The sequence below is a fragment of the Paenochrobactrum glaciei genome, assembly GCF_039522165.1.
Classification (GTDB): domain Bacteria; phylum Pseudomonadota; class Alphaproteobacteria; order Rhizobiales; family Rhizobiaceae; genus Paenochrobactrum; species Paenochrobactrum glaciei.
In genome coordinates, this window is sequence record NZ_BAAADE010000002.1 from 210,518 (window position 1) to 224,083 (window position 13,566).

The following is a 13,566-nucleotide window of genomic DNA, read 5'->3' on the forward strand; positions in this document are numbered from 1 at the left end:
AATCGGCTTCAATGTGTTCAAACAAGAGCTGCGACCAATGTCGCGCTTTGTCGCGAATAAGTCAAGTGAAAGATCGCGAAATAAGCGGTCAGACTTAATATTATTCGTGATATGTCGCTAATTTAGAGGTTATCCAATGATTTCAATTGGGTAATCATAGAGTGTTGGTTTTGTTTAACTCTGGCGTGAGGTCAGACTTAAGGTGTTGAGCGATGGATGAGTATACAAAAGACTTCATAGCGAGAATGCGCGAAGCCATTGGTGACGAATCTGTTAATTCATTCGCGAAAAGGTGCGAGATACCCGAAGCTACGATGCGCGGGTACTTTAATGGTAAAATTCCAAGCGCTGATAAATTACTAGTGATTGCTGATGCGGCTCAAATCAGTATCGAGTGGCTTGTTTCTGGTCGGGTGCCAAAAGTGAAAGATGCGACGCAAGCTGCATTTGGTGGCAGTACAAGCAATATACCTGATCACTTCACTTTGGTTCCAAGGCTGGACATCCAAGCATCTGCAGGGAACGGATCAGTCGTTTACACCGAAGAACCCATTGATTTGCTTGCTTTTCAAGAGAGCTGGCTACGTGATCGTAATATTAATCCGCGGTTTGCACGCGTCCTTACAGCAAAGGGCGATTCTATGGAGCCGACGATCAGAGATGGTGACGTGTTGTTGGTCGACACATCAATTACAAGTGTGCACGACAATGCCATTTATATCGTAGTCTATAACGGGCATACGCTGGTAAAACGTATAAATATGATAAGGAATGGATCACTAACGATTATTTCGGATAATGATCGCCATCCACCTGAGGATGTGCCATTAAGCGAAGTCCCAGACTTGCATATCGCTGGTCGTGTGATGTGGTTTGGCCGTTCAATTTAAATATTGATTAAGTGCTCAAATTGCCATTTGAACTTGCCGCCGCTATCTCTGTGTTTTTTTGAAGCCTTTGAGTGAGTTCCCAACAGTTATGGGCTTTTTTAATCAATTTTCACGAAATCCCACTTAATTTCGGATATTCCCGCTCACTGCCATATGATCTTACCGGTTACAACTATAACCATGCTTTTCGAGTAAGTGTAACAGGTTAGAGCCGGTAAATAGCGTGATTGGTTTGCCCGTTGAGAACTTGTAGGCATCGGGACCATAATCAGCTGTTGTAATTAAAACGCCTCTTGAGGCGCCTTCATGTTGCATAGTCCCGTAAAGATCGCGAACAGCTGAAACGCCAACAGTACGCGTATAGCGTTTTGCCTGAATGATAATTTTACCGCCTGTTATTGGATCAGGATCAAATGCAACTGCGTCGACGCCACCATCACTGCTTGATTGGGTAACCTTAACCTCACCACCACGGGAAGCGAATTCTTTTTCGAATAATTCTCGTACCAAATGTTCGAAGTCACTCCAATCCATCGCAGCTAGATTGGTTGCATGCTCCATATGATCTATTGTTGCTCGTCCTTCAATAAAACGCCTGTCTTCTTTATTAAGTTCTATGACTGGTGGAATTGCAGCTAACGATGAAAGAGAAGCGGCTGAAACACCTTTCAAACTCTTAAAGCAAGCCTTCGGTTCAATGCGACTTAAGTCAATTGCCATGAATTTTTCTCGGTCTACTAAGACTGACATGATGCATGACGTTGTTTCTTGACCTGTTGTACGGTCAATATAATTGGTTATGCCATTGAAAAGGATTTCCTGAATATTCTTCATTTCATCGGCTTCGAATAATTCGTGAATGGTGCGCAAACAGATTTGATAACAAACAAGGTCAAAGTTTGCTTTCTTCTCTTTTTCTGAGATGTGCGTCTCTTTCATTTCACCTGTGCTTGCAATGAAACGGACTTGCTTTACCGTTGGCATTTCATCAGGTGAGGGAAGAGTATATTCTAACATTAAAATTTTATTTTCAGGTTGATATTCAATCTGAAATGATTTGTCGAAAAAATCTCCGTAATCGGATCTTTCGAGCACTAATGAAGCGTGCTCAATAACGGAGTCAATCTCACCATTATTGACGCCGGCAGCCAGTGCATCAATCTTTGCATTCTGAATTGCTTGTTGTGTTTGAAAATTATGCTCAAGCTGCGCTTGTGTACTCTCGAAGGCTTTCTTCTCTTTTTCCCAAAGGTTAAACGCTGCCTGGAATGTTAGTTCATTATTTTGAACAGCAGAGTTCCAGTTTTCAAGATTGAGTTTATTCTGGTTTTCTGCAGTGACTCGTTTCTTTTTTGCTTGGCCAAAAAGATGAGCCCATACTGAAATTGTGGGTATTATCTCTCTGGGGCGATCAGGGATATCGTTACGTGGGCGAGGCGTTGTAAACTTGGCTTTTTTATAGATGCCCTTATTTTTTAGGCTGTCCCAATCAATTCTATCGTCAATTTTTAGCGTATGTTCTAAAATATATGGAAGCAGATCGAGCTTATTCTGAGCGTCGATTGTTGCAGTTTCTGCAGCTTCTTTGCCGGACAATACTTGGTTTTTAGTAGCAAGAGCGTCCGCTTTTTGATCCCAAGCGGATATGAGTGCGTCGACTTTGCCTTGTAGTAGATAGAGTTCTGGTGCGGTGAGCACTTTATGGGCATTGAGTTGATCATGCCAGAAATCAATATAATAACGCAGCACCCGAGTGCCGTCTGCACTATATTTGGCTTGGAGTTTGCCAACACGGATGGATGGTAAATGCGTTGAGTTAATGATTATATTCTCAGCCATGATGCCCTCAATTTTATTTATTATGAGATTGAGGCCGAGTCGTTGCATTAAGTCGAGTTAGCAGAAAGTTTGTATAGATCGTAACTCATGTTATGAATTATGACCTATGGGTAAATTAGTGCTATTCGCAAAATAGTATCGTATCTTAGCAGATATGTATTTTAATTTACAGTTGGGGGAAGTTGGTAGCGGAGGACGGATTCGAACCGCCGACACAAGGATTATGATTCCTCTGCTCTAACCTACTGAGCTACTCCGCCATGCCTAAATCAAGAACTCTAAAGTGGTCACCTTTTGGTGAAGCACCCTACCAAGATGTTGTTCTTGCAAGGAATATGCGCGGTAATAAGTGGGGAATGCCTCTCTGTCAAGCACTCTTATTGCATCAAAGGCTTGTTTTCCATAATTTGCACCGATACACGGTAATTATTCAGATTAAAGGCAGCAAAATATGGCACCGCGTATCGCAGTTTTGGGTTGTGGCTATTGGGGCAGCAATCATATTCGTACACTCAAGGGCTTGGGCGCACTTCAGGCCGTCTCTGATGCCGATCATGCACGGGCAGAGCGAATCGCTAAAGAACATGGCGTAGAAGCCGTGGCTGTAGATGATTTGTTCACGCGTTCAGATATTGACGGTATCGTTATGGCGCTTCCGGCGCAGCTGCATGCACAAATGGCCATGCGGGCTATCGCTAACGGCAAAGATGTTCTGGTTGAAAAACCGATCGCGCTGACCGTGGAAGATGCCGAAGCAGAAGTGAAGGCCGCTAAAGACAATGGTCGCATCTTTATGGTGGGGCATGTGTTGCGCTTCCATCCGGCTTTTGAAAAGCTGATGGAATTGGTGAAATGCGGTGAACTGGGCGAGTTGCGCTATATTCACTCGCACCGCGTAGGCTTAGGCAAGTTCCACAACGAAAATGATGCATTGTGGGATCTCGCACCGCATGATCTTTCAATGATTCTGGCACTGACCGGATGTGAGCCAAGCGAAGTGCATGGCGAAGGCACCGCAACGCTTGATCATTTGAGCGACTTTGCCCATCTGCACTTTAAATTCCCGAATGGTATTCGCGGGCATTTGTTTGCCTCGCGCTTGACCCCTTATCGTGAGCGTCGTTTGTCGGTGGTGGGCAGTAAGGCCATGGCCGTCTTTGACGATATGGAGCCATTTGAACGCAAACTGGCCCTTTATAATCATAAGGTCTGGCGCAATAATAATGCGTGGGAATTCTCGATGGCCGAACCGGACTATGTGAAATACGAAGAAGGCATGCCTCTGACGCGCGAGCTGGAGCATTTCATTCATTGTATTGAAACACGGGAAAACCCGCGTACTGACGGCGAAGAAGCCATCAGCGTTCTGCGTATTCTGACTGCCGGCACTGTAAAGCACGACAGTTAATCAACAGAACGAATAAGAATGAAGCACCGTCAGTTCTCCCAGCTGGCGGTGTTGTGCCAAAATGTTGCAGCCATTTAACAAAGTTTAAAGGTTGTTTCATAAAAGCACGAAAGTTTGAACAGGTAAGCCATGGTAGCAAAGCTACTGACTTCCTACATATGGAATATGATTCGCAGAGATCATCGGCGAATAATTGAAAACTCGGTCTTTATGGAGCCACTATGCAATTCATTGATCTTGCTGCGCAACGCGCGCGTATCGAAGACCGGATAAACAATGCAGTCTTAAAAGTCGTTAAGGAAGGCCGCTATATTCTGGGGCCTGAAGTTGCTGAATTTGAAAAGCAACTTGGCGAATATTTGGGCGTGGAACATGTGATTGCTTGCGCCAATGGTACAGATGCATTGCAGATGCCTTTGATGGCACGCGGCATCGGCCCTGGTGATGCTGTTTTCTGTCCGGCTTTTACCTTCGCAGCCACTGCTGAAGTTGTGGCGCTGGTTGGTGCAACACCAGTGTTCATTGATGTTGATCCAGATAGCTACAATATCAATCTTGATCATTTGGAAGAAGCCATTGCGATGATCCGCAAAGAAGGCCGTTTGCAGCCAAAGGCTGTGATTCCGGTCGATCTTTTCGGTCTGCCAGCGGATTACTCACGCTTGATGACTATTGCCGAGCGTGAAGAACTGTTCATCATCGAAGATGCGGCACAGTCTGTTGGTGGTAAAGCCAATAATGTCATGTGCGGTGCATTCGGTCATGTGGGCGCAACCAGCTTCTATCCGGCCAAGCCTTTGGGCTGCTATGGCGATGGCGGTGCAATGTTCACCAATGATGCTGAGCTGGCTGAAACCCTGCGTTCGATCCTGTTCCACGGTAAGGGCGAAACCCAGTATGACAACGTTCGCGTTGGTCTGAATTCACGTCTGGATACTATTCAGGCTGCTATTCTGATTGAAAAGCTGGCGATCCTCGAAGACGAAATGGAAAAACGCCAGATCGTTGCCAAGCGTTATAACGAAGGCTTGAAGGATGTGGTCAAGGTTCCGGTAACGCCAAATGGCTTCCGCTCCGCTTGGGCACAATATTCGATCGAAGCTGAAAAGCGTGATGATTTGCGCGCCAAGCTTGGTGAAAAAGGCATTCCATCCGTTATCTATTATGTGAAGCCTTTGCATTTGCAGGATGCTTATAAGCATAATCCTGTTGCACCAGCAGGTCTCAAGGTTTCGGAAGAACTGCCTTCACGCATCCTGAGCTTGCCAATGCATGCTTATCTGTCTGAAGAAGATCAGGACAAGATCATCAACACGATCCGTGGTTTCTACGGTCGCTAAGATCATCTGATGAGAATAAAAAACCGGGCTTGAAGCCCGGTTTTTTTTATGTGGTTTTTTCGGCTCGCTTATTAATCAGCTGCGAGGTGACTTTAGCCAGCCATGGCCCAATCAGCAGCACAATAAAGAAGCGCGATGTTTGCATGGCCATGATGAAAGCAATATCGACATTGCTGGAGGCGGCGATAATCGCAATTGTATCGGCACCGCCGGGGCTGGTAGCGAGATAAGCGGTCAGTATATCAATGCCGGTCATATAGCTCAAAAACGCTCCGTAGAGGCCGCAAATGACGATGAGTGATACAATAGCCAGCAGAATGGAAGGGAAGACTTTTAGCGCATAGATAAGAATGGCGCGGGTGAAGCTTAAACCAATACGCCAGCCGACAAGCACATAGGCGATCACCAGCAACCAAGGCGGCAGCACAATGGTGAGCCAGCCTAATTCCTGCAAGGCAATGCCACCAAACAATGGCAGCATCAGCGGTGCGGAAGGTGCGCGGACAAATTTACCGATGGTGACGGATACAAAAACAAACAGCAGCGTTGCGCTTAAATTTCTCCAGTCAACAGGCGGAAACCAATCAACACTCACCACTGCTACAGCAGAAATATCCATAAAACTATGCGTGACGAGCGAAGCGGCACCGGCCACAAGTGCTACGCGCAAATATTGCATCAGCGCTACAATGCGCGGATCGGCGCCATAATTGGCTGAAAGCAGAATAAGCGCGGAAGCCGCGCCCGGTGAGGAGCCCCAAATCGCGGTGGTCGGGTTTAAAATATTAAGTTTGCCAAGCAGATAGCCAAGGCAGGTGCTGGCAAATAATACAAACAACACGGAGAAGATAAAGAGCGGCAGATTGAGCAGCATCGAGCGTAAGAAAGCTTCATTGATGCTGAGAGCAATCAGGCAGCCAATCAGCCCTTGCGCCCAGTAAAATGGTGTCTGCGGCACCTTTGTCGTGCCTTCATGTGTGGCAATAATGATTGCCGCAATCATGGAGCCAAGCAGAAAGCCTGCGGGCAGATGGAAATATTCCAAAATGCTGATTATGAGCACAGACAAGCCGATCATCAGCAGCCATTGCACGATGATTGGTTTTCCACTTAACGATAAGAGGGGCATTGCTTGCTCCGACTGCTGTGTGAAACAGCAAGGCATAAATGATGCATGCGAATTTGTGAGCCATTATTGGAAGTAACGGCCTCTTAAAACAGGACTATCGGCTGCGGGAAAGCGAGTCAATACGCTTGGAAAGGCTGGTTCTTTTGCGTGATTTCGGCTTGCGGCTTTCATTGGCACCGGCCAGAGCTGAAGCAGCCGGTTCTTTCGCCAAAATAGCATGAACCGGTGATTGATCGCCTTCTTGCTCCATGGATATCACGACCATTTCAGCCGCAATATCCTGCAATTCTTCGCGGATTGCTTCTTCTGTTTTTTGGCTGTTTGGGGTGCGGCTCAATTTCTCTTCGGCATCCGATAACAGGCCGATCAGGCGGGCAAGACGTTCTTCTAAGCGGATGTTTTTTTGTTTTTCATTGTTAAGCGCTGTCTGGGTGGCCGAGATTTCAGCCTTCAGTTTGTTTTCGCGCATATCAAATTCCTTATGTGACCCTCTGAGCTCGGCGATTTGGTGATGCAGATCATCGATGTTGGTTTCATTTGCTGCCAGTTCAAGTCTGTTAACATCGCCAAGTTCTTTCAGCTCTATATGATGTTGTTGCAGGTCGCCATAATCATCAGCGAGCTTTTCTGCGTCTGCACGCAATTGTTGCGCGGCACTTTGTGTTTCGCCCAGCGTTTCCTGAAGCTTTTGCAGCTCTTCTTGGCTAGAGGCGAGCACTTGTTCGAGTACCGGAATGCGCTTTAATTCCTGATGGTTTTTACCAAGGGTAATTTTAAGGAGGGCGCGCTCTTCTTCGGTACGTTTGATGCGCATTTCGAGGCCGGCAATTTCGGCTGCATAGCGGGCACGCAGACCATCGGTCTTAGCGTTAATTTCTTCAAGGGTGAGGGGCAGGGAGGCCTCAACATCCTTGCGTGAACGTTTATAAGACAAACGAAACAAAGCGGGGGCGATAAAAATGCCGATAAAGACCGCGCATAAAAAACCTAAGATGAAAAACAGCGCAGTTTCAATCACAGCTCAACTTTCCAATTGGCAAAACCAATGACGCTTTTATCTCGACAGGAGCCATGGCTGCAATTTTACTTCAAGCACTAAAAATAGACACTTTATTGAAGGTCAATGACTGTCAGGGCTTTAAGTGGTGGCAAAAGCCCTGACATGTTTAAGATCAGAACGGGTTCCAGGTCGGGTTATCTGTCAGTTTTAAATAACCGATATTGATGCCGAGACGCGCACCAACGCCTGTACGCACTGGCACCAGCAGGATATTACCGCGTTTGACAACGTTAAAGCCTACGCCTGCAATGACATAAGCAGAACCGGAAACACCGGCATAACGGCCATAAAGGCTCTGAATGTCATCAAGATTGTAGACCAGCATCATAACGCGTGAGCCCTGACCGCCAAAATCCCAGCCGAGCGATGGCCCTTGCCAATAGGTTTTGTGGTCACCGGCATTTTTAGTAAACAGCGTACCTTCACCATAGGTCAGGCCGCCGATAAATGCGCCGGAGCCTTCTTCACCGAGAATATAGCCATTGGGAAGGCCGTAGCTCTGGAAGATTTTTTCAACGGCAGATGCAATGCCGCCACTGGTCGAACCAAAGAAACGGTGGCCGGAATCAACAATTTCTGCGGCAGTGTAGGTGTTGTTCGCATAAGCGTTTTGGGCTGAGGCAAAAATCAGTGCCATCAGCATGAAAATGATTGTCTTGAAGCGCGCGAGGCGCCCTGACAGGGGAAAGTTGGCCATATTTAGTTCCTTCTGGCTACTCGCATCTCTGTCTGACATACGACCCTGTTAATTTTATATGCATCGCAGCTCTAGAGTGCCGCGTGGAATCATCGCCATGATAAAAGCGAATCATTTGCTAAATGGTTACAAAATAAAATTGTTGCCAAAGTGGCTGAAAAAAATGCCGCTAAAGCCAATTTCGTAAAGATATGCAAACTTCTGGCCTGTAAGAATGGCGGCAAATATCGCGTATTTACCCTGTCTATTGTCGGGTGATGCGTGGAACTGTATCGGTAATGCTCATCAAGTGATTCGTTTTAGCGCATCCGTGTTCAGTTTTTTGTTCTGACCCTTTCGTTCCGGCTAGCATTTAACCCGTGCTGCCGCGAAAACTAAAATTTCGGAGATCAACTATGTCGTTGCCTGTGGTTATTTCAGCTCTCGATCTTGGCGCATTATTATGCAGCCGCATCTGCCATGACATTATTTCACCTGTAGGTGCTATCAATAATGGTCTTGAACTGCTTGAAGAGGGCGGTGCAGATGAAGATGCGATGGAACTGATTAAGGCCAGTGCTCGCAATGCTTCTGCCCGATTGCAGTTTGCTCGTATTGCATTTGGTGCCGCGGGTTCGGCCAGTGTTCAGATCGATACCGGTGATGCACATAGCGTCACGCGCGAATATTTTAAGAATGAAAAAGCAGAATTGTCATGGGAAGGTGCCCGTGTTCTGCTGCCGAAAAACAAAGTTAAGCTGTTGCTGAACCTGATCTTGGTAGCCAATTCGGCTATTCCGCGTGGTGGTAATTTGGATGTGGTGTTGGAAAACGGTGATGTTAATCCGGTTTTCAAAATCACGGTTAAAGGCCGTATGCTGCGCGTTGCACCTAAATTCCAGGAACTTTACTCTGGCAATATCCCAGAAGATCCAATTGATGCCCATGCTGTGCAGCCATATTACACGCTGCTTTTGGCGCAGGAAACCAATATGGAAATCGGCATTGATGTACGTGAAGAAGAGATCGTCTTCTCGGCGGCAGAAAAAGCCGCTTAATAAAAGCGTTTTATTATTCTCCTGATTATTTCAGGAAAATTATTAAAAATGCGGCTTTGATAGTGATCAGAGCCGCATTTTTCATATCTGACTTTATAGCAAGCAGGTCTTAGATCTTATTACGCGCTAAGAAAAAACCCGCCAGAGGCGGGTTTTTTAAAACTCTGTTCAGATAGCTGAACCGGAGATATATTTTTATGCGCTTTCACGCATTTCGCTGTCTGGCTCGCGCAATACATAGCCACGACCCCAAACGGTTTCGATAAAGCTCTGATTGCCGGAAACTGCATCCAGCTTTTTGCGCAATTTGCAGATGAAGACGTCGATGATCTTCAATTCCGGCTCATCCATGCCACCATAGAGATGGTTGAGGAACATTTCTTTAGTAAGGGTTGTGCCCTTACGCAGAGAAAGCAGTTCCAGCATCTGGTATTCTTTGCCGGTCAGGTGCACGCGCTGGCCTGCAACTTCAACGGTTTTCGCATCCAGATTAACGATGAGTTCACCGGTGGTGATAACGGACTGAGCATGACCTTTCGAACGACGAACGATTGCATGAATACGTGCAATCAACTCATCTTTATGGAAAGGTTTGGTCATGTAATCGTCTGCGCCGAAGCCAAGGCCACGAACTTTGTCTTCAATACCGGCCATGCCTGACAAGATCAGGATTGGGGTTTTAACTTTTGACAGACGCAATGTGCGCAATACTTCATAACCGGACATATCCGGCAGATTCAAATCAAGCAGAATAATATCGTAATCGTACAGCTTACCCAGATCGATGCCTTCTTCACCCAAATCGGTGGTATAGACATTAAAACTCTCTGATTTAAGCATCAATTCAATGCTTTGTGCAATTGCACTATCGTCTTCAATCAATAGGACGCGCATCTTAATATCCCCTTTCCGCAGCTGACCAATTGTCCTTCAAAGCAGCACACGGAACTGTCGTTGCCTTATTGTGAAGGTGCCAGCAAATGGTTAACAAAATATGATTCCCTTTGGCAAGCACATTTATTTGTCGATGAGAGAAATATCGTATCCGTTTGAATCCAAAGCATAAGTGTCCGTCAGTGATTGCTCGCAAATCACTTTAAGAAACACTGCTAAGTGACTCATACGACTCTATCTTTCGACTGTTGCCAAAAAATCACATGATATTTACCGAGCCTTAATTCCTAACGCGTATGATTAAGGAAGCTCGTAAAGGAATGGTTACCAAACGTAAAAAATCTTAACTTATTTTTCGTAATTGGCGGCCAGTCACGGGTTTGAGTGTTTAAGTGTGTTGTGTGGGGTCACCCTGATGAACGTTTTCGCAGGGCTGGTTTTCAAGGAGTATTGCGTATGAAACCACGTGAAAGTCTTGTTCGACTGAAGCTTTTTCAGGTTAAAGAAAAACGTCGCCAGCTTGGTCAGCTTGATCTCATGATGGGTGAGTTTGAACGCATGGCCAGCGAGCTGGAAGCGCAAATCATTTCTGAAGAGAAAAAAGCAGGTATTACGGATTTAACGCATTTTGCTTATCCGACATTTGCAAAAGCTGCCCGCCAGCGTCGTGACAACCTGATGGTATCGATCGGTGATCTGCAAGTGCAGAAGGAAGCCGCAGAAGCTGATCTGGTGGTTGCCGAAGCTGATTTGGCCAAAGCCGAAGCCTTGGAAGAACGTGACGGCAAAGTGATGCGCGATATGGACGAACGTCCGGCCTTTGACCGCCGCATGATGATTGGCTAATATTTTTTAAGTTATTGCCCTCGCTCTTAGTGGAAGGCGAGGGGGCGCTGATGGGGGATCAGCGCAAATGACTTTAAAAACGAATCAAAGATAATTGCCGGAAACCGTCCGGCATTTCGGTTGTTGCCGACTATTCATTGCCGGATTACCGGTAAGGACCAGATATTGGCCGCGATAACGGCAGTTTGTGTCTGTAGATGATTGGATGGCGGGTTTATCCCGTCAGTCGTGATTGAGATAATGCTCGCAAGCTTTGTTACTTGCTGGAGCGCTCTCATTGATTGCCAAAATTTTGTAAAATACTGAACCGGAATACGTGGCATGCAGGCTGCGTTGCGGCTCATGACGTTGAGTGTTTGAGCCGTGATCGGATAAGGCTTAAAATATTGATTTTAATAAAGATAAAGCCGGCGCTAAGCCGGCTTTATAGGTGTTGAGCTGTTCAGGCATGGTTTTGCAACCACCCATGACCAGAGGGCCAGTTAAAATTAACTGCCCGAAAACACGATACAGCCTAGTGGCGGTATTGCTGAATTCGGGTTGTCCGCAAACCGGCGAGACCATGCTCGTCGATTGAAGACTGCCAGGACAGAAACTCCTCGACCGTTAAGGTGTAGCGTTGGCATGCCTCGTCAAGAGAAAGGAGGCCCCCGCGAACTGCGGCGACAACCTCTGCCTTACGACGTATAACCCAACGCCGCGTGTTAGCGGGCGGGAGATCGGCAATGGTCAGCGGGCTGCCATCAGGGCCGATCACATATTTAATTCGTGGTCTTACCAGATCGGTCATTGTACTCTCTACACAATTCACTCAAGGACCTAATCAAGTCTCACTTTAGACACACAGCTTTAAAAAAGAGCTAAGCACCTGGTAACGCCTTGGTAACGAATTGAAAAATATGCGTGAAACCCCGAGAGTTCTGGGCTTTTTATGCTTAATTTTTTTATTTATTTCGTCAAATAGTCATATTTTTTACGTGATTGGCGGTGAAAGTGTTAATATTGACAGCAGTAATGTTAATTTTTGCGCTCATTTTCGGTTAAAGAGCTGCCTGTTTTAAGAATCTCATATAAAGTTGATTAAGCAATGCGAGTTTTCTCGTGCAATGATCGGCTCAGGGCTTGGCAAAATGCCGCACTATGACCTATATAGGCAATAAATACTCTGAAATTGCTGGAAACGAGGGCAAGTGCCCTAGGACTGGATTCCAAAATGATGCTGAATAGCTTGGACCTGCCGGGAAAGCCGGAAGATACGCGAATAGTCGTTGCCATGTCTGGCGGTGTTGATTCGTCTGTTGTGGCCGGCATTCTTAAACGAGAGAATTACGACGTTATCGGCGTAACCTTGCAGCTTTATGATCATGGTGCAGCCGTGCACCGTGCCGGATCATGCTGTGCAGGGCAGGATATTGAAGATGCGCGCCGCGTTTGTGAAGCTCTTGGTATTCCGCATTACGTTCTTGATTATGAAAAACGCTTCCGCGATGCGGTGATTAATCCATTTGCTGATTCTTATATCGCCGGTGAAACGCCGATCCCTTGTGTCACCTGTAACCAGACGGTAAAATTTGCTGATCTGTTGCAGACAGCGCGTGATCTGGGTGCGGCAGCTTTGGCAACAGGCCATTATATCCGCAGCCGTGCCAATGGTGAGCATCGTGCCTTGTTCCGTCCGGTCGATACCGATCGTGACCAGAGCTATTTCTTGTTTGCAACCACGCAGGAACAGCTTGATTATTTGCGCTTTCCTTTAGGCGGTATGCCTAAATCTGAAGTGCGCAAAATCGCTGAAGAGCTGGAACTGACTGTGGCGCAGAAACAGGATAGTCAGGACATCTGCTTTGTTCCGCAAGGTAAATATTCCGATATCGTTTCGCGACTGAACCCTGCAGCTGCAAGCCCGGGTGCAATCGTGCACATTGATGGCCGTATTATCGGCCAGCATGAAGGTATTGTGCATTATACCGTTGGCCAGCGTCGTGGTATCGGTGTTGCAACCGGCGATCCTTTATATGTGGTACATCTGGATGCAGCGCGCTCACGCGTTATTGTTGGTCCTCGTGAGGCCTTGGAAACCCATAAGGTTTTCTTACGCGATGTGAACTGGTTGGGCGATCAGCCGCTTGATGGTCTTCCGGAAGAGGGCGTACCGGTATTTGCCAAGGTCCGCTCCACCCGTGCACCACGTCCGGCTATCTTGCACAGCAAAGACGGTGAAGTCTGGGTTGAGCTGATTGACGGCGAAAGTGGTATCGCACCAGGTCAGGCTTGTGTGCTTTATTCCGATGACAGCAACACGGCGCGTGTGTTTGGCGGTGGCTTTATTGAACGCTCAGAGCGTGAGCCGGAAGCAGAAGCAATGCTGCGTCGTCTGGTGAGCGGTGAAACAGTGGTAACCGCTGCTTAAAACACTGATTTTAATA

General features: G+C 46.7%; 12 protein-coding genes and 1 tRNA gene. 6 read left to right on the forward strand and 7 right to left on the reverse strand.

Annotation, left to right across the window (positions count from 1 at the left end; genetic code table 11):
* Positions 1 to 212: 212 nt before the first annotated feature.
* Positions 213 to 890: a LexA family transcriptional regulator gene (locus ABDZ76_RS07345; protein ID WP_343803761.1), complete on the forward strand. Its 678-nt coding sequence runs from the start codon at positions 213 to 215 to the stop codon at positions 888 to 890.
* A 159-nt stretch (positions 891 to 1,049) separates the two neighbouring features.
* On the opposite strand, the gene ABDZ76_RS07350 is transcribed toward ABDZ76_RS07345, so the two are convergent.
* The gene (locus tag ABDZ76_RS07350; RefSeq protein ID WP_343803764.1) at positions 1,050 to 2,729 is read right to left on the reverse strand and encodes a restriction endonuclease; all 1,680 of its coding nucleotides are present in this window, start codon (positions 2,727 to 2,729) and stop codon (positions 1,050 to 1,052) included.
* A gap of 183 nt (positions 2,730 to 2,912) precedes the next feature.
* Positions 2,913 to 2,989 (reverse strand) — tRNA-Met (locus ABDZ76_RS07355).
* Positions 2,990 to 3,180: 191 nt separating this feature from the next.
* On the opposite strand from ABDZ76_RS07355, the gene ABDZ76_RS07360 reads away from it, so the two are divergent.
* Together ABDZ76_RS07360 and ABDZ76_RS07365 are read left to right on the forward strand one after the other, a co-directional pair.
* A complete protein-coding gene (locus ABDZ76_RS07360; protein ID WP_343803767.1) occupies positions 3,181 to 4,137 on the forward strand; it encodes a Gfo/Idh/MocA family protein in 957 nt (318 codons plus the stop codon).
* Positions 4,138 to 4,358: 221 nt separating this feature from the next.
* A complete protein-coding gene (locus ABDZ76_RS07365) occupies positions 4,359 to 5,477 on the forward strand; it encodes a DegT/DnrJ/EryC1/StrS family aminotransferase (protein WP_343803770.1) in 1,119 nt (372 codons plus the stop codon).
* A gap of 46 nt (positions 5,478 to 5,523) precedes the next feature.
* Here ABDZ76_RS07365 and ABDZ76_RS07370 read toward each other — a convergent pair whose 3' ends face one another.
* The 3 genes from ABDZ76_RS07370 to ABDZ76_RS07380 form a co-directional block, all read right to left on the reverse strand.
* Positions 5,524 to 6,606, reverse strand: a complete 1,083-nt coding sequence (locus tag ABDZ76_RS07370) for an AbrB family transcriptional regulator (protein WP_343803773.1) — start codon at positions 6,604 to 6,606, stop codon at positions 5,524 to 5,526.
* A 94-nt stretch (positions 6,607 to 6,700) separates the two neighbouring features.
* Positions 6,701 to 7,624, reverse strand: coding sequence for a coiled-coil domain-containing protein (locus ABDZ76_RS07375; RefSeq protein ID WP_343803776.1), 924 nt, complete (start codon positions 7,622 to 7,624; stop codon positions 6,701 to 6,703).
* Positions 7,625 to 7,778: 154 nt separating this feature from the next.
* Positions 7,779 to 8,309: a DUF1134 domain-containing protein gene (locus ABDZ76_RS07380; protein WP_343804716.1), complete on the reverse strand. Its 531-nt coding sequence runs from the start codon at positions 8,307 to 8,309 to the stop codon at positions 7,779 to 7,781.
* A 449-nt stretch (positions 8,310 to 8,758) separates the two neighbouring features.
* Between ABDZ76_RS07380 and chpT the strand changes: the two genes are divergently transcribed.
* Entirely contained in the window at positions 8,759 to 9,400 is a 642-nt protein-coding gene (gene chpT, locus ABDZ76_RS07385) for a histidine phosphotransferase ChpT (protein ID WP_343803779.1), read from the forward strand.
* A 195-nt stretch (positions 9,401 to 9,595) separates the two neighbouring features.
* Here chpT and ctrA read toward each other — a convergent pair whose 3' ends face one another.
* Positions 9,596 to 10,294, reverse strand: coding sequence for a response regulator transcription factor CtrA (ctrA, locus tag ABDZ76_RS07390; protein ID WP_343803782.1), 699 nt, complete (start codon positions 10,292 to 10,294; stop codon positions 9,596 to 9,598).
* A 456-nt stretch (positions 10,295 to 10,750) separates the two neighbouring features.
* Between ctrA and ABDZ76_RS07395 the strand changes: the two genes are divergently transcribed.
* On the forward strand, positions 10,751 to 11,140 hold the full coding sequence (locus tag ABDZ76_RS07395; protein WP_184219155.1) for a flagellar export protein FliJ: 390 nt from the start codon (positions 10,751 to 10,753) through the stop codon (positions 11,138 to 11,140).
* 514 nt (positions 11,141 to 11,654) lie between these two features.
* On the opposite strand, the gene sciP is transcribed toward ABDZ76_RS07395, so the two are convergent.
* Positions 11,655 to 11,930, reverse strand: coding sequence for a CtrA inhibitor SciP (gene sciP, locus ABDZ76_RS07400; RefSeq protein WP_184219152.1), 276 nt, complete (start codon positions 11,928 to 11,930; stop codon positions 11,655 to 11,657).
* A 423-nt stretch (positions 11,931 to 12,353) separates the two neighbouring features.
* On the opposite strand from sciP, the gene mnmA reads away from it, so the two are divergent.
* Positions 12,354 to 13,550, forward strand: a complete 1,197-nt coding sequence (mnmA, locus tag ABDZ76_RS07405) for a tRNA 2-thiouridine(34) synthase MnmA (protein WP_343803792.1) — start codon at positions 12,354 to 12,356, stop codon at positions 13,548 to 13,550.
* Positions 13,551 to 13,566: the final 16 nt, after the last annotated feature.